Source organism: Filifactor alocis ATCC 35896 (assembly GCF_000163895.2).
Classification (GTDB): Bacteria; Bacillota; Clostridia; order Peptostreptococcales; family Filifactoraceae; genus Filifactor; species Filifactor alocis.
Genome location: NC_016630.1, coordinates 1,665,285 through 1,682,615 on the forward strand (window position 1 = coordinate 1,665,285; position 17,331 = coordinate 1,682,615).

The window sequence follows — 17,331 nt, forward strand, 5'->3', positions numbered from 1 at the left end:
AAAATGGCATGTTATGAAATGATGAATCATAACTTAACCTTGTGGAGCGAGGCAAGTGAAGCAAAGAATCGTACCTATTATTGCACAAATACAACCTGATTTTTTCATTAGGTTTTAACATTGAAGTATTTTAAAAAACCTCTAAACTGACATAAGTTAATATGACTCAGTTTGGAGGTTTTTAAATTGTGAAAGATTTTATTCATAGGGTGAAAATATACGGTTATCCAAAGTCTGTCATTGTCTGATTAATCCTAATAAATTTTTTTCAGCATACAGAAACACTTGATTCCAAAAATCCTCATAGTCATTATAAAGTGCCAGTTTATCCATACATATTGCAATCGTTTCATCGGTCGAATTTGGACATAAAACCGATAATACATCCGCCTCATCATCTAAGCCCATCACACGCAACACCTCTATCACATCATGATAGAACTTGCATTCCAGCCCCTCCATCTGAAGTTCGGTATCATAATCAACAATCGCAATGATATTTCGAATCCATTCAGGATAATCTTTCAAGTTGTTTTTTACTTCGGGATATTCATAAACAGATGCCATTGCCTGAACAAATTCTTCTCCGGAATGACAGTTTTTCAAAGCTTCATCAATAAATGTCATGCTTTTCTCCTCTGCTGTTTTTACTTTTTATGCAAACCTCTCAAACAGTCCATATATTCCTCAATCTGTTGTTTTAACTGTTCTTTGTTGTTCTCCAAAGCAGGATAAAAACCGGTCACTCCATACGAAATCATATTGTAAAGAGCAATGAAACGACAGGATATTTCCGATTTTTTATCATTGTCTGCAATACTTCTTTCTATTTCTTTTTCTTTGCAGATTGCTACATAAGACTGTCTGCTTGCAATTTTTTGAAAAAACTTCCAAGCCTCTTCTTCTGTTTGTCCATCCCTTGCAGGAACGGAGTACACCTTCTTCATCTTTGCTACAATGTTATCCTTTTCCTCTACTTGATGATTCAACTCATCAATATATGCCTGTAATCCCCATATACATAGAATCCAAGTCCAAACATCGTAATTTATCTTTTCGGGAATTTCAACATTCGTCAAATCATAAATCATTCGAATCTCATCCGTAGCACCACAAAGATACAACCGGTACGCCAGTTCACACAACGCACTCATATCCTTGCTTTTCGTCAAAGAACAACTTTTTGCCAATTGTTTGCTAAGTTTCACAATATTTTTTTCTTGATAGCCTAAAGATAATTCTTCAAAGTTCATATTATTTCTCCCAATCAAAGTCTTCGTCTACAAAATCATCTTCCCAAAAACCGTCAATCACTCTTTCTCTATGACTTCCGTCTGCTTTTGTTTCAAGAAGTACCCATGTCAAATCATCTTCGTCTGCTCGCGGATTGCCATCTTCAAAGAAGTCATAAACGCTTGCCATCACACCTTTGGTATAAAGACGCAAAAACTTTTCCGCTTCTGCTTCGGAAAAAGTATTTCTGAATTTTTCCAGCAACTCATCCCAATCGTCACCTTCCGCCAAATCCTCTGCATAAGATAAGTTATCTTCCGGATTTCTCACAATTCTATGCAACTCTTTCAATACTGTCATTCTTGCAAACTGCGGGATATCCTCTGCAATTTCACTGTATGCGGCAGCAATACTGTTTTTGAATCCCGCCTCTTCCATCTTAAGCATCAGTTCAAGTAGCGCTTTTTGTTCCTTTTCTTTCATTTTCGGAACCGCATCCAAATAATAATTCTTGTGGAATTCTTCTAATGTTCCCTCTTCAATCATCTGTTGTATTTGTTCTAATACGTTCATCCTTATCCTCCTCTTGTGATATTCCTCCTTATCTCTCCCTACTGCTTTTTGATTCCTTTTTATACCTTGCAGACACACAGCATAGCATAGAAATCTGAGGAATATTCCATTCATTCTCCAAATAAATCGTACATGTGATAATATCGCCGTAAGAATTGCTTGCGATAAATTGATATCTCCCAATCTCTTGATTCCTATCGTTATATTCCAATGTGGATACATTCGTTTTTTCATAAAAACTTTTAAATTCATTCCAAATCACAGAAACTTCTTCCGACGTCAAAGAAACTTTTGCTCCGAAACTTATCCCTACTTTACATCTCTTTTTTCTTCCGGTTTCATCTTCTGCACAAACTTTGGTAGTCCCTTTTTGAAAAGTCCAGTTCGCATTTTCTAAGTTGCTCACCTTTGTTTCTAATATTGTTTTGAACTCAGACATCCTCTCTGAATAATACTTGCAAGCGACTTCAAAAACTTCCAATTCTTTGTTATTGTTCATTGTTCCATTTCACCTTTCACTTCCATATAATTCTCTTCTCTCAAGCTATCGTTTCTCTATCTTTTCTATCCAAAATTTCTATCTCAAAAAATAAACCGACGTACCCCTTCTGTTCTTCGAATCATCTTTTCCTTCCTGTATCTACATTTGTTACATTACAAGTCTTTTCTGTACTTCTTTTGAAACTCATCCAGATACTTGATGTTCTTTCCGTACACAAAAATTCGATAGGCAGTCCTTCCGTCCAAATCAAAGTTTGGAATGTCATTTCGTTTGAAAGAAATAAACTTGTCCTGAAGTTCTTTTTCGGCGTCTTCAATCTCCTTGCTATCCCATGTCCATGCTGCAAGATGGGCATTATCTAAACGACATTCATAGATTTGGTCAAAGACATATTTGACAGCCTCTGCTTCCTCGCTAAATGTTTTTTCTATCTCTCTGTGTCCTCTTTCGGAATATCCATAGATGTAATTCTTTCCATCCCAATCTAAAAATAAATCTTCCGTTGTTCTATATTTTCCAATGGAAAAGGCATCCATACAGTAATACTCCCGTTCCATAAATTCCACCAACTTGTCGATTGTCTTTATTCTTTCCGAGATGCGATAAACCAAGATTCTGCTGATATAATTCCCTTTCTTTCTGCTGATACAAGCAGTTGCGTCAGGCATTGGAGAAATACGCAACTTATCTTGATAATAAGGATCTGTCAAAGCCGGCATACCATAATAGGCATTTTTTTTATTTTTTAAATCGATTACCCATCTGCCACCGATATAGTTTCGAACGGTCTCCCCAAGATAGATGGTAAGACGGTCTAAAATCTCGCTGTCCGCTATCAATTCCTGTGCATTGGAATAATGGTCCAAAATCCACCGTTCCAAATCATCTAAAGAATCCATTGTATAGTCAAGAATCAAGTGATTCTCTTTGGCGAACTCATTCGTAAATTGCTCCATTTTTTCCGGTATGTAAGATACCCATTCTTCAAAATTTTCTTGTGTATAACCCAACTTTACTCCTCCTTCATCGTCTATTCGCATTCATTTCAAACTTTGTTAATCTTAGCTTACTTGCAACTTATTTTCCGTTTCCTTATTGAATAAATAGAGGATTTTTGACAGTCCACTTCCTGTATCAAAAACCCATCCTATTTTCTTTTTTCCTTCAACAACTTAAGAACTTCCGGATAATCCCTGTGTTTCAAGGAAGGAAACGCATTTAAAAGACGGCCTTGTCCGATGATTGTATGACTTTCCATCTTTTCAGACAATTCATCAAATCGTTCCTGTAATGCAAGTCGTTTGGATTGCAGTTTTTCCAAAGACTCTTCCAACGAACTGTTCTCTGATAATTTTTCGCGTAACTCCGCCTTTCCAAGCTCTGCTTGAATTTTTGCCTCTTCGACTTTCTTTACCGCATTGATGGTTCTTTCTCCAATCCGTTGACTCAAACGATCGCTGACAAATCGCATATCCTTCTGAATATCATCAAGTTGTTGCAAATCTCGGTTCATTCCTCGTACCATCATTACTGTTACAACCATATCAGCAAAATACATCGCATAGAGTACCAAGAGCAGATACCATCCCAATTTTGATTCCGAACGAACAACCGAATAATTCTTCACATAAATATGCATAATACGAACAACCAAAAGGATGCAGAATCCCCAAATGATGGAGAATTCCAAACAAATATATCCGCGAAAATTAAACGGTCTATCCGAATAATCCCACCATCTTGCGTGAAAACATCGATCCATCAACCAGCCTCCGATTAACTCAAGGGAAGTAGAAAGTATCATTCCTGCAAAGAAAAGATACAAATCATTGATCTCACTTCCCAACTGACTGAAATATCCGTTCAGACAAAAAACGGATACCACACCAAATCCATAAATCGGACAGACAGGACCGTTTAGAAATCCTCGGTTTATCACCTTTCCTTGTGTGACTGCATGGAAGACAACCTCTACAATCCATCCTAAAAAGGAATACCAAAGAAAATACCAACAAATTTGATAATACGTCATGCCAAAAATCATTTACCGTTCCTCCTATGCTAATGTATATTTTCATACCTTTTTTAACTTCCCGACTTTATACCTTGTTCACACATTCTGTCATGTAGAGTCAAATTCAGTACAAACCATAATTCATGATATCCATTTAATACTGACCTGACATAACGATTGACTGTTCCATCAACTCTACTCATGAATGGATAAGAACTCCAATGCCATATCTCGGATTTCCTTTTGATAGCTTTCATCTTCTGAAATTTGCTTGAGTATGCTCAAATAATGCTCCGGATGTTCCGTTCCGTTGATGATACGATGTAACATCCAAACAGTATGGACAGTAGGCATTCTTTTTAAAGAAGAAATTAGTTTTTCCTCATATCCTTTTTTATAAAATGTCTCAACAAAATGTACGATAGGTCCCGGACTGCCGAAAGAAGTAAGCGGATGTCTTTCTATCATTTGAAGTAAGGGTTCTACTGAAGACAGCTCATTATAGTCACTTTCAACAGTTTCCATACAGTCTGTCATAACTACTTCAAAATCATCACTTTCTATCTTGTTTTCCATTGTTTTGATGATTTCTTCCAATTCCATCATAACGAAAATCCCTCCAAATTCTTACTTATCGACCGATATTGCAAAAAAATTCACCGCAACTTATTGAATCGCCTGTTATTATCTTATCCCTATCTCCATTCAAACGATACCTGTTCTATTCAGATAAGCTATTACTCTTTTCCCACCATTTTTGTAACTCCTTCTTTCCTTTCAAAGGTTTTGTAAAATAAGAAGATACGATATCAGATACAAATTTGGTTTCTAACACATCCTCAATCTGCTTTACAATATTTTTCAGTTCCAATAAATCCTCACTGTTTTCGATATAAAACGACTGATTTGTTTCTTTATTCAGCAATTTTATCTCTTCTTTCGAAGATACACAATAATCTTTGTGGTGATGATAGAGCAAAAATTCTTTACTTGTCAACGATATATCAAAACAGCTTTTCATCCCCTTAGGAGCAAAAACAGCAACACTCAGTTTGCAAAACTTTTTTTTATCCATTTCGTCATCCAATTCGAATGCATACTGGATTCCTTCCATATTGGTAAGGTCAAAACGAAAATATCCCTCTCCTCCTGTTTTCTGGAACTCCATTTTGGAAGTGTCAAGTCCCACTCTTTTGACAAATTCAAAATAATCACTTTGCAGATACAAATTTTCAAAATATTGTTCTAATCTTTCCTTATTCGACAACAGTTTCAAAGAGCCTATTTCATTGAAAATCATGAGCAAAATATGACAGAGATTCAGTTCATTTGCTATGACAAATTCCGTCAGCAAGTCCAAATACTCCATTGCTTTTTGCTCATTGGAATAGCTTAACACTACCAAGATATAATAGAACTCCTTATTCTCATAATGAGGACAAACCTTGTTCAATAAGTCACACACAAAATTCACCAATTGTTTGTTCTCGGCAAAAGGTTGCAATTTCTTAAAATGCTTTATCTCAAACTCTGAATAGGAATAGAGTTGCTTTTGAAATTTATTGAAAATGGTAACCATATCACTGGGCGGATTGGCGTTTTTCAAAGCATCATACAACATAACACTGTTCTCACTATATTCAAAAAATACTTTTTCCATAGTACGATTCTCCTTTCAAAACTGCTTTTGTCATATTTGGTAATAGTTCGTAATAATTTGGTAGTGATTGGTAATGATTGATAATGTCCGAAAGGGTTTGGCAATCATTCCAATTTATAAACCGAATGAATTGATTCTTTCATCAATTATATTTCTCTTCCTCTTCTGCTACTAAAGGCAGTGATGTATCGGTATAATTCATATAGGAATAAACATTATAATCTTCCTCAAAGTTATAATTATCCGTCCAAAGTTCACACTGTTTCATTACAGTTTGAACTGCATCATCCATTCCTTCAGGCGGATATTTATGTTTTTTCAAAAGTTTCTTGATCAGCATACGCATTTTAGCTCTCGCTGATTCACGCTTCTGCCAATCAATCGTCTTATTCTTACGTAGAGTATCTGCTAACTCTTTTGTTATTGCAATCAACTCTTCGTTTTCATAAAAATCCTTGATTGCCTGTGGTTTTGTTAAGGCATCGTAAAAAGCCAGTTCATCAGCAGTCAGTCCTAATTTATCTCCCTCTTGATGTGCCGCTGCAATCTGTTTTGCCAACCTTAACATCTCTTCTATAACTTCTTCATTGGTAAGCATCCCATTAAGATATGCATTGAGAGAACGCTGCATAATCTCGCTGAACTTTTCAGATTTTACAATATTTGTTCTACGGTAGACAGATACTTGCTCTGCGATTAATTTTTTTAATAGTTCGACTGCAAGATTCTTCTCTTTCATATTTGCAACTTCTTGAAGAAATTTTGGGTCAAACAAAGAAAATTCTTCTTTTATATCTGAGAAAAGGTTAATTACGCCATCACTTTTAATACTCTGTTTCAAAAGTTCATTTATTCTTGCATTCATTTCCGGCAAGGAAATCTTTTTATCAACACCGGTATTGGTAAGTCTGAGAACAAGAACTCGAACAGCCTCAAAGAATGCTGCCTCAAATCTACTATCTTTATCAACTAACGATGAACAAAGGGACAGCGCCTGATGAAGCATAAGAGCTTCTTTTACGAATGAGTCTTTATCATCGACTTTTTCTCTATCCATAATAAAATTCACGGCACCACTGATAGTCTTCGCTCTTTCGAGATCTGTACCATTAATAAACTTTGTATAATCATATCCATGGAACTTATCACGGCAAACTGATAATTTCTCCAAGAACTTCGGATATGCAACTTTGGCAACATCTGTATCGCCATAGTTCTTTTTATCGCGCAAAGTATAGTCATTCATTGCTTGCTTTAGAGCGGTAGCAATTCCAACATAGTCAACAACAAGCCCCCCTTCTTTGTCTTGAAATACACGGTTTACACGAGCAATTGCTTGCATAAGATTGTGTCCGGACATAGGCTTATAAACATACATAGTAGCAAGAGACGGAACATCAAATCCTGTCAACCACATATCTACAACAATCGCAATCTTCATCAGACTGCTGTTATCTTTGAATTTCTTGGCAAGCTCATTCTTATGGTGTTTATTACCAATAATTTGTCGCCATTCTTCCGGATCGTTGTTCCCGGAAGTCATCACAACCTCTACTTTTTCAGTCCAAGCTGGGCGAAGTTTCAATATTTTCTTATAAATTTTCATGGCAATAGGACGAGAATATGCAACAATCATCGCCTTACCGGTAAGCAGATTCTCTCTATTATTTTCATAGTGGTCAATAATGTCGCAAACAAGGGAATTTATAGTGTTATCATTTCCAAGCACTGCTTCCATCTGGCCAAGCTCTCTTTTGCTCTTTTCAATAACTTCATCATCTGCATTAAGAGCCATCAAATCATACTCAGCATCAATTAATTTCAAGGTAGTTTCATCAAGGTTTAACTTAATGACACGACTTTCATAATAAACCGGACGAGTTGCTCCATCTTCAACCGCTTGCGTCATATCATATATGTCAATATAATCGCCAAATACTTCACGGGTGCTACGATCTTTTGCTGAAATAGGCGTGCCGGTAAATCCAATATATGTAGCATTTGGAAGTGTATTACGAATAATTCTTGCTGTGCCAATAATACGCTTTGCTACTTCATCACCATCTTCATTTTTTGTAATTTTAATCTTTTCAGTAAGTCCATATTGTCCTCTATGAGCTTCATCAGCCATAACTATAATATTTCGACGTTCAGATAAAGGCTCGTTAGACTCCTCGAATTTCTGCATTGTAGTAAAGATTATGCCGTTTGCTTTTCTGCCTGCAAGCAAAGTTTTTAGATTTTCTCTGCTTTCTGCTTGTAACGGTTCTTGCCTTAAAAAGTCCTTACACTTTGCAAACTGACTATAGAGCTGGTCATCAAGGTCATTTCTGTCAGTAAGTACAACAATAGTAGGGCTCTCCAATGCTTCCTGCAATAAATGAGCATAGAACACCATTGAAAGCGATTTACCGCTTCCTTGTGTATGCCAAAATACACCTCCTTTACCATCGGTAATGATAGCGTGTTTTGTTGATTCAATCGCTTTTCTTACCGCAAAATATTGGTGGTATCCGGCGAGAATTTTAAATGTGTTAATCCCCTCATTTGAAAAGCAAATAAAGTTTTTGATGATATCAAGCAGTCTTTCCTTTTGAAACATTCCCTCAAAGAAAGTATCAAACTGTGCATATTGTGTATTTTCATAATTCCCATCTTTTGTTTTCCACTCCATAAAGCGATCTTCTCCGGAAGTAATTGTACCAGCTTTGGATATCAACTGGTCACTCATAACACAAATAGCGTTATATATAAACATAGACGGAATTTCATGCATATAGTTACGGAGTTGTCTATACGCTTCTGAAGCATCCGTTTCTTCACGGGAAGGAGATTTGAGTTCAACCAATACAACCGGCAAACCATTTAAGAACAGAATTACATCGGGACGTTTGTTACTGTTTTCAATGAAAGTCCATTGATTAGCAACTATAAAGGAGTTGTTTTCGACATTTTTATAATCGACAAGATAGATGATAGAGGAACGCTCCTCTCCACTGACAAAATATCTTACAGGAATACCATTTTGCAGATAGTCCATAAAAATTGCATTTTTCTGTACAAGCTCTCCGTTCTCAAAGTTTCTAAGTTTGTACAAAGCATCCTGAATGGCATTATCGGGCAATCCTCTATTTAAACGATACAGAGAATCAACCAAAACATCCTCATATAATGGACTGTAAAAATCCCTTTCAATATCAGGACCATATACATACTCATATCCCAAATTATTTTGGAATAATTCTATTATTGAATTTTCATAAGATGCTTCTATGAATCCTGGCATAATCATCACTCCTTTTTTGTTTTTCTATCTTCGATTTTGCTTTTCAATTGATCAATTCTAATTGGCATTGAATATAAGTAGTTTATGATGATTGATATAAATTCAATACATTCTTTTACATCCAATTCTGTAAACTCAACATCATCTGCGTGAGCGGCATCATTTCCTAATTGTCGAAGTATCCAACAAGCACTATTCATCATTTCGGGAAGAATTTTCTTATTAACTAAATCCGCAATTTTTAATTCTAAATCTTTTCCTTCGGCACTTTTATCTTTGCAAATCATTTCTAAGGTTCTTCTTAAAGATAACAAACATATAGCTCTATCAATGCCTTTAGTTCTTACTGCGGCTGTAAATGCATTTTTTATGGATTCAGGAACACCCTTATAATTTACATTCAGATTAGGATATTCAATAGTTATTTCACTATATCCATCAGGCATACCTTGACAAGTATAGTCGCTAACCAATACTGGATTATGACACACAGGGCATTCAAACAAAATCCACTCTACTTCTTCGATAAGTTGATGGCATATTACATTTCCATATTCATCATAGTCTTCAAAATATTCATCATTGCTAAAATTCCCAATATGTTTCATCACGCCACTATTACCACACGAATAACAAGTTAGAATTTTGTTTTTTGCCATTTATCATCATCCTTTCATTTGTAAACAATAATTTAGCGGCTTAAAGGTAGATATCAGAGACATCAAGCTCACCGGACATCAGTTTTGGAAGAAGTGTATCTCTTAGATTACTTAGTCTATTGTTTTCCTTTTGATTTAAAAGAATTAGTTCAAAAATAGGTTCAACTAATTCAGTAAATTCTAACATTACCTTGGTCGATGGAATAATAACTTCTATTTTTCCAAATTGTGCTTTATTAAGGTTTACAATGGTACTTCCGCTTTGACCAAGTTTATTTATAATTTCAGACATTGTTTTCATAAGCAAATAAACATAATAAGGCGAAACAGTGTTTTTAGGAATAATTGAATTTATCTGTTGATTAGTTTGACTGGGAACAGGTACAAGAGTAACAAGACCTGCTGTTCCAATACAACTTACACACACACTATTGACTGGTAAAGTTTTTTTTGATTGACTTTCTGCACCAAGAGTTGACAATGATCGAGCTGTATTTAATGAGTAGACACAATTGTGCATATCAGGAATTGTAATAAACGGGATATATCCTCCATAATATTCTTCTTTCTTTGTAGAAGGAGTCTTCCCACAAACAACATCCTTTGCTAAATCATCAATTGTTCCAAGAATCCAATCATCTGGTTGTTTGCCATTGAATGGTTCACAATCAACGAACCAGGACTTAAATAAAGTCTTAGCTTGCTGCTCTAAATTATTGTTTATCGCATTATTTAATTCTATTTTTTCATCTATTGACTTCAAAATGCTCGCTATTTTTTGCTGTGTTTCAATATCATAGCAAGGCACTTCATATTGCATAATGGACTTCTTATCACCTCTTGGCATCTTCGTTCCTTTTGACGTAGCCATTGCATATGCAAAGAATGCATCATTCGCAAGAACATAGTAAAGAAAATCACTATCTGTGTTTTCCTTCGCAGTAAAAACTAATACATCATTAGAACATCCACCATTAATTTTCGCCTTCCATATTTTCTTAAAATATGGACGAATATTTGATACAAGAACATCTCCTTTTTCATATGCTTGTGTCAAATCAACAATTGGAAGCGAAGTAGCATTTACTATTCCTGATTTATTCGGAAGCATATTTTCTGTCGAAATGTATCTTTCTGTTGTTAAATTAGCCACATCCGTTTTTCCTGTTCGAAATGAACAAATTTCTTCAAGCTTACACTTCATACCCAATCGCCCCCAGCTTCTTTCTGATTTCCTCTTCCAATTCATGAGATTTTTTAAACATATCGGAAAGTTCTGAAGTCAGTCTTGTCATCTTTTCTTCAAACGGCTCTCCATCATCTTCCTGTTCTTCAATTCCCACATATCGACCGGGAGTTAAGATATAGTCCTGTTTTGCTATATCTTCTATTGATGCTATCGCTGAAAATCCCTTTTTTTCCTCTAACACTCCATTTTGAAAATCTTCAAAGGTCTTAGCTAACAAGTCAATATCTCCAAGACTTCCGTCTTCTTGTATCCCTTCGGTAAAATCTCTATGCTTTCTATCAACCATATATCCCATTTTTCTAGCATCAATAAATAGAGTTTTTCCTTTTTGTTTTTTATTTTTAGTAATGAACCACAATGTCACGGGAATCGTTACACTATAAAATAGCTGTGTTGGTAAAGCTACAATTCCTTCTACCAAATCATCTTCTATAATCTTTTTTCGAATTTCCCCTTCTCCGGAAGATTGAGATGATAATGCTCCATTTGCAAGAACCAATCCGATTTTACCATTTGCTGCTAAGTGGTGAATCATATGTTGTATCCATGCATAGTTTGCATTTCCTGATGGTGGAGTTCCATACTTCCATCTAACATCCTCTTTTAATTTATCAGCTCCCCAATTAGAAAGGTTAAATGGGGGATTTGCCATGATGAAATCTGATTTTAATGTTTTATGGATGTCATTAAAAAATGTATCGGCATGGTAAGAACCAAAATTAGCATCAATTCCTCTTATCGCCATATTCATTTTTGCCATCTTCCATGTGTCTGCATTGGATTCCTGTCCATAAACAGAAATATTCCCACGATTATCACTATGTGCCTGTACAAATTTTTCACTCTGTACAAACATACCACCACTGCCACAACAAGGATCGTATACACGACAATTATTGAAGGGTTTCAGTATAGCAACGATTGTCTTTACGATGCTTGAAGGTGTATAAAATTCACCACCCTTTGTCCCTTCATAGGCAGCGAACTGAGCAATACAATACTCATAAGTCCTACCTAATAAATCCTTACTTGCCTCTGTTCCATCCATTTTTACTTCGTTAGTAAATAAGTCAACAACTTCCCCCAATACTCTTTTGTCTAAATCCGGACTCGCATAATTTTTAGGCAAAACATTTTTGAGTGTGATATTCTCTTTTTCGATAGCTCTCATTGCATCATCAATTACTGTGCCAATTTCGGGCGTATGTGCCGCAGAAGAAATCTTACTCCAACGAGCCTCTTTCGGTACAAAGAAAATATTTTCTTCTGCATATGCATCTCTATCGTTTTCAAAACCGTCGCCTTCTTTTAAAAGTTCCTCATAGCGTTTTTCAAAGGCACTTGATATATAACGAAGAAAAATAAGACCTACGATAACCTTTCTGTATTCTGCTGCAGGAATATGCCCCCAAAGAACACAAGCTGCATCCCAAATTTGTTTTTCAAAACCTATATTTGCATTGTTTTTTCCAGCCATTATGTATTTACCCTCCTCTTCAAATTCCCTTATATTATAAAGTATGACAAAGCTTACCCAAAACTTCGACAATGACATATTCAGTTGTATTGAGCTTATTAACGGTATATGTACTGACTATTACAACTTCTGCCAACTCTTTCTTCCTGTTTCTGACTGCCCACATATGTCATCGTTTTTTATAGTTAACTTTCACTGCCTCCACATACTTATCTCTGACATTCATTATTATATCTTATTTCAAAGCTGAAATATAGGATTCTTTCTGTTTTATTTCGTATTTTCCCTGTCATACTTATTTTCACAGCAAATTTTTCTCTGAAATTCATACAAACATAAAATCACTGCACAGATATAACATATATAAAATAAGCATAACAAAAGCACATACCTGAAAGATTTTTTGATGTGAACCCAAAAACTTAGTCGTTTAGAGGTCACAATTATCATCTTTCGATTATGTGCTTAATCATAAAATTTCCATCATTTCACTAATCACCAGATATTTCCTATGCTTTTTTATTTTAGCAAATTGTAATCGTTACATTACCATTTACTTCTAATATTTTTTGATAGAAGTCTTTCAGCTTGTAAAAGTAGTCTGTCAGTTCTTCTTTTATTTCATCCGTTTCTTCTTTATCATTCCAAATATCGGGATATAGGTTTGCTATTTGGCATTCTTTCATACTGAATGTTTCCATCGCTGTTTCGATATCGAAATGCCGGAGAGCAGATACGATATCTTGTATCCTTACCTTTTCTGTATAGGATAAAAACTCTTCCACTTCTTCAATGAAAGTCACACCTAAAATCGCTTCACTAAGAGGGTTGTTTTTGATAGGCTCACTACCGCTTGTTCCTGTAAGCACAAAATGAAGTACATCCCACATCTTATCTAAATCAAGTGATATTTTGACATCCGAATTCACTTCTTCTGTCTCCTTAAAGGCTTCATTTTTTTCTGAATAAAAGGTTTTCAGCTCCTTCAAGTCTTTGTTACTCAGATAGTTATAGTTTGCTATGATTCCCATGTTTCACTTCCTTTTGTATACTGTGAAGTTTTTTCTTTTTTTGTAATGATCAAAAAATGTGGATAGGTTGAATAAATATATCTCAACTCCATAGACATGGAACTGTTCTATACTTCTTCCCAGCCTCCTTCTTGCACATCATATTTTGCAAACTCACCGGTATCTGTAAATTCAGATGCTGTCATTCCTACTTCAAAGATACAATCAAAGTCATTTGAAGTTGAGAAATACAATGCACTGTCTGTCAAAAACGCTTCTCCAAAATCAGGATGTTCAAACAGTTTGCCGTCAGCGTGATTTCCCGCCGGTTTGTATTGATATTTTAACAAACGGTTTTCCAATTCTGATTGTTGGTCCGGTGTGAATTTTTTCAGATTTTCCTCCTTTTCAAAGAAATCGGGTTGTCCTAACTGTTGTTCTTTCTGTTTTGTCCCTACGGTGAACAGAGAAATTGTGTAACTCATTGATAATTTTCCCCCCTCATCAGTATTATCTAATTGATTTATTATTTCTACAAAAGCCACCCTAAAATGAATAGATGGCTCTCTTCATAATGTATCATCTTATTTATCTTTGGTCAATAAGTGTCGGTCTACACTTTACTCTATACAACAGCTCTCCCTTGAATCGTCTTTTGAAGTTTTTGATATCTACACAATATCACAGTTGTATTACTAAAACCTGTTTGAATACTGTAGTTTTATTACTTATCTGAAAAAAGACCTGTTGTTCGTATTCTCAACATCTTATACTACCCTATTCGTCTTCTCTCATTATTTTCTCGTACTGTAAGCATAGTGATTTCGATTTTTGATATACATACTTTTATACTGTATTGTAGCGTAAATAGTCCGGTCTCATGTAGAGACGATACTCATTCAAGAACCCCTTTTCAGTGGATTACATCTGCATCAGTCCACTTACAATAGCGAGAAATCCTATTACCATACAAGCATAACAAACAAATTTGTTATTGTTTGAATTTCTTTTTTTGAATAACAACACTGCTCCAACAAGGATTAGCAACAATCCAAACCATATACTTCCCAAATATAATTCTGATGCCATACTATCAAGAAAATTGTCCACTGTTCCTTCTATTTTTTGTTCCATTATAAAACCTCCATCTTATTTATTTTTTTCATCAAAAATATCAAACACAAGATACCAATCATTACCATTGCCGCTGCTAACACATACATCGCTGCTCGATTAGGGTTTGCATTTACCACAATATTACACATTAACGAAGCAAGGAGAACTGCAGAAATAATGGTTGTCGGCACTGATTTTTTGATAAATCCGATTCCTACTGCTATCACTCCGATAGTTGCAGCTATCGCTGACATCAATATGGTATTTTCAACAATGTTCAAGATAATAGAAACTGTAAAGTTGTTTCCTACAAGATGAATAAAATTTTCAGTGATACCAAATGTCAAAAAAACAATAAAGTTACAGATAACCATTGATATAATCGTAAATCCACACACAATCAAAAGTTTGGATAACACAACCTTTTTTCGACTGACCGGATAGGAAAAAAGTAAAATAGGTCGCTTACCCGAATAATCTTCAATAACAAACCTGCAATACATCACTGCAGACATCACACAGAATACTGCCATGTTAAAAACACAAAATAGAGGAATAAGATTATCATATCCTGCAAAAATTACCATGTCTTTATCATTCGGCTCTATCAAAGGGGCATATGCAAAAAGAAAAAGGAAACCAATCATCGTAATCGCTATGATAATATCCGCTATAATATAAGTGTTGATGTTATTCTTTTTTAATTCCAATCTAATCAACGTTTTCATTTTCTTTTCTCCCTATCATAATATCCATAAAATACTCTTCCAGACCTGATGGATACTCTGCCTTCACCTTATCCATTGAGACCTCTCTCACTATCGTTCCGTTGACAATGACCCCTATTGTATCCGCAATATGCTCTATTTCTGTCAAAATATGACTGGAAATCAGTAATGTCATACCCTCTGTTTTTGCAAGGTACAAAAATAAGTCCCTCATTTCCTTAATTCCCATAGGATCCAATCCGTTAATCGGCTCATCCAGAATCAATAGTTGTGGTTTATGGATAATTGCTCTTGCAATCGCTAAACGCTGACGCATCCCCAAGGAAAAAGTAGATACCGGCTGAACACCAATATCCTTTAATCCGACTTTTGACAAGACATCCTCTACATTCCCACCTTCCTTGCCCATGTAGGCAAGATGCATATGCAAATTTTCTGCTGCCGACAAATGTTCATAAAAAATGGGAGTTTCTATCAAAGTACCAATCTGTGATAACATATCACTCGGTGTTGAAAGATTATCTATTCCAAACATTTGTAATCTTCCCATAGTCGGTGTAAGAAGTCCTGAAAGAAGTTTGAATACCGTTGTTTTCCCCGCTCCGTTCGCACCTAAAAAACCATAAATCGTACCTCTTTCTACATGCATATTACAACCTTTAATTACTTCCTTACCACCAAAAGTTTTTGTAAGGTTATTTGTTTCTATAATGAAATGATGATTCATCGGTCTTATCCTCCTTTGGATATAATTTTTGCAATAGCTCCAACGATTTTTCAATCAGTTCATCACTGAATACATCGATGCCTATCGACTTCATCATATATTGTAAAAATCCGAGTCTCGAGGATAACTTCTCACCATCACAATCAAAAACAGCCGGATCACACCACACATTGAGCAATAGCATAAAAACTTCCGCACATTCATCCGGAAAATCTGTAACGATAGAGCCATCTTGTATTCCTTTCTTAATAATTTTTGAAACAAAGTTAGAATCCTTATTGACACAAGATTGCATGTAGGATAGAACAAACTCTGCACTTTTCATGCGTACACTCATTGCATCATCTAAATAATGTGCTTCCTGATTCTCGATATTTTTCTCCAAAATAAGTTGCAACTGTTCTTTCCCACTCAAAAATCGGGTCTCTTCCATAAAGTTTTCTATTGTACCCTTTACACTTTGTTCCTGCTTCTCCATAACAGATTTGATAATTTCATCCTTCGATTTAAAATGATGATAAATAGCCCCCTTGGATATTCCGGCAGCTGTTGCAATATCCATCATGCTGGTCTTATCGAATCCCTTTTGTAAAAACAGCTTCGCTGATACGGATAAAATAGCCTCAATGGTAGCCTTTGCATTATATTCTTTCGCCATAGATGATACACCTTCTTATTAGATTCCGACCGTTCGGTTTTTTTATAATATCTTTTATCTGTTATTTTGTCAAGAGCTTTTATAAATTATTATCTCACAGTCTCTTGCATCATACTTGGCTCAGAGATGTTATCTATCATTGTTGTAACTACAATGATAGATACCTTAGTAGGATGATATGATGTATCCTATTTTTAATTTGTAATGCTGAAACTCAATATTTTGTTCAAAAAAATAGAGCATTTCAGAAACTTAAAAAGTTCCAAACCGACTCTATAACAGTCTAACAACAGAGAATCATCAAATCGTCAAAAACAACCCTTGTAGAGATTGAGGCGATTCAACTATGCCATCAGTTTTCAATTTTACAAACAGATTCCCTTCCTTGCATAAAGTTACTTTTCATGAAAAATAAAAAAGACCATGTATCTTTGGTAAA

The 17,331-nt window shown here is 35.3% G+C and carries 18 protein-coding genes; all 18 read right to left on the reverse strand.

All coding sequences use genetic code 11. The features are described 5' to 3' along the window. Positions 1-237: 237 nt before the first annotated feature. Positions 238-627, reverse strand: coding sequence for a hypothetical protein (locus tag HMPREF0389_RS07430; protein ID WP_014263016.1), 390 nt, complete (start codon positions 625-627; stop codon positions 238-240). Between the two features lie 20 nt (positions 628-647). Continuing rightward, positions 648-1,253 (reverse strand): DUF6707 family protein, encoded by a 606-nt coding sequence (locus tag HMPREF0389_RS07435; RefSeq protein ID WP_014263017.1) that lies wholly within the window; start codon positions 1,251-1,253, stop codon positions 648-650. Between the two features lies 1 nt (position 1,254). Continuing rightward, on the reverse strand, positions 1,255-1,806 hold the full coding sequence (locus HMPREF0389_RS07440) for a hypothetical protein (RefSeq protein ID WP_014263018.1): 552 nt from the start codon (positions 1,804-1,806) through the stop codon (positions 1,255-1,257). A gap of 28 nt (positions 1,807-1,834) precedes the next feature. Further along, positions 1,835-2,305, reverse strand: coding sequence for a hypothetical protein (locus HMPREF0389_RS07445; protein ID WP_014263019.1), 471 nt, complete (start codon positions 2,303-2,305; stop codon positions 1,835-1,837). A gap of 155 nt (positions 2,306-2,460) precedes the next feature. Beyond that, positions 2,461-3,318, reverse strand: coding sequence for a hypothetical protein (locus tag HMPREF0389_RS09280; RefSeq protein ID WP_014263020.1), 858 nt, complete (start codon positions 3,316-3,318; stop codon positions 2,461-2,463). Between the two features lie 137 nt (positions 3,319-3,455). Next, positions 3,456-4,352, reverse strand: coding sequence for a putative ABC transporter permease (locus tag HMPREF0389_RS07455; protein ID WP_014263021.1), 897 nt, complete (start codon positions 4,350-4,352; stop codon positions 3,456-3,458). A 165-nt stretch (positions 4,353-4,517) separates the two neighbouring features. After that, the gene (locus HMPREF0389_RS07460; RefSeq protein ID WP_014263022.1) at positions 4,518-4,928 is read right to left on the reverse strand and encodes a hypothetical protein; all 411 of its coding nucleotides are present in this window, start codon (positions 4,926-4,928) and stop codon (positions 4,518-4,520) included. A 115-nt stretch (positions 4,929-5,043) separates the two neighbouring features. After that, a complete protein-coding gene (locus tag HMPREF0389_RS07465; protein ID WP_014263023.1) occupies positions 5,044-5,982 on the reverse strand; it encodes a hypothetical protein in 939 nt (312 codons plus the stop codon). Positions 5,983-6,124: 142 nt separating this feature from the next. Next, complete coding sequence (locus HMPREF0389_RS07470) at positions 6,125-9,268, reverse strand: type I restriction endonuclease subunit R (protein ID WP_014263024.1); 3,144 nt, start codon at positions 9,266-9,268, stop codon at positions 6,125-6,127. A gap of 5 nt (positions 9,269-9,273) precedes the next feature. Continuing rightward, positions 9,274-9,927 (reverse strand): DUF4145 domain-containing protein, encoded by a 654-nt coding sequence (locus tag HMPREF0389_RS07475; protein ID WP_014263025.1) that lies wholly within the window; start codon positions 9,925-9,927, stop codon positions 9,274-9,276. A gap of 40 nt (positions 9,928-9,967) precedes the next feature. Beyond that, positions 9,968-11,131, reverse strand: a complete 1,164-nt coding sequence (locus HMPREF0389_RS07480) for a restriction endonuclease subunit S (protein WP_014263026.1) — start codon at positions 11,129-11,131, stop codon at positions 9,968-9,970. Next, entirely contained in the window at positions 11,121-12,653 is a 1,533-nt protein-coding gene (locus tag HMPREF0389_RS07485) for a type I restriction-modification system subunit M (protein ID WP_014263027.1), read from the reverse strand. The genes HMPREF0389_RS07480 and HMPREF0389_RS07485 overlap by 11 nt, the downstream gene beginning before the upstream one ends. A 524-nt stretch (positions 12,654-13,177) precedes the next feature. Then, positions 13,178-13,684, reverse strand: a complete 507-nt coding sequence (locus HMPREF0389_RS07495) for a YfbM family protein (protein WP_014263028.1) — start codon at positions 13,682-13,684, stop codon at positions 13,178-13,180. 107 nt (positions 13,685-13,791) lie between these two features. Further along, positions 13,792-14,148: a hypothetical protein gene (locus HMPREF0389_RS07500; protein WP_041250851.1), complete on the reverse strand. Its 357-nt coding sequence runs from the start codon at positions 14,146-14,148 to the stop codon at positions 13,792-13,794. A gap of 436 nt (positions 14,149-14,584) precedes the next feature. Then, positions 14,585-14,797: an LPXTG cell wall anchor domain-containing protein gene (locus HMPREF0389_RS07505; protein ID WP_014263030.1), complete on the reverse strand. Its 213-nt coding sequence runs from the start codon at positions 14,795-14,797 to the stop codon at positions 14,585-14,587. Continuing rightward, on the reverse strand, positions 14,797-15,507 hold the full coding sequence (locus HMPREF0389_RS07510) for an ABC transporter permease (protein WP_014263031.1): 711 nt from the start codon (positions 15,505-15,507) through the stop codon (positions 14,797-14,799). Before HMPREF0389_RS07510 ends, HMPREF0389_RS07505 begins: the two co-directional genes overlap by 1 nt. After that, positions 15,491-16,234 (reverse strand): ABC transporter ATP-binding protein, encoded by a 744-nt coding sequence (locus tag HMPREF0389_RS07515; RefSeq protein ID WP_014263032.1) that lies wholly within the window; start codon positions 16,232-16,234, stop codon positions 15,491-15,493. Before HMPREF0389_RS07515 ends, HMPREF0389_RS07510 begins: the two co-directional genes overlap by 17 nt. After that, complete coding sequence (locus HMPREF0389_RS07520; RefSeq protein WP_014263033.1) at positions 16,203-16,892, reverse strand: TetR/AcrR family transcriptional regulator; 690 nt, start codon at positions 16,890-16,892, stop codon at positions 16,203-16,205. Before HMPREF0389_RS07520 ends, HMPREF0389_RS07515 begins: the two co-directional genes overlap by 32 nt. Positions 16,893-17,331: the final 439 nt, after the last annotated feature.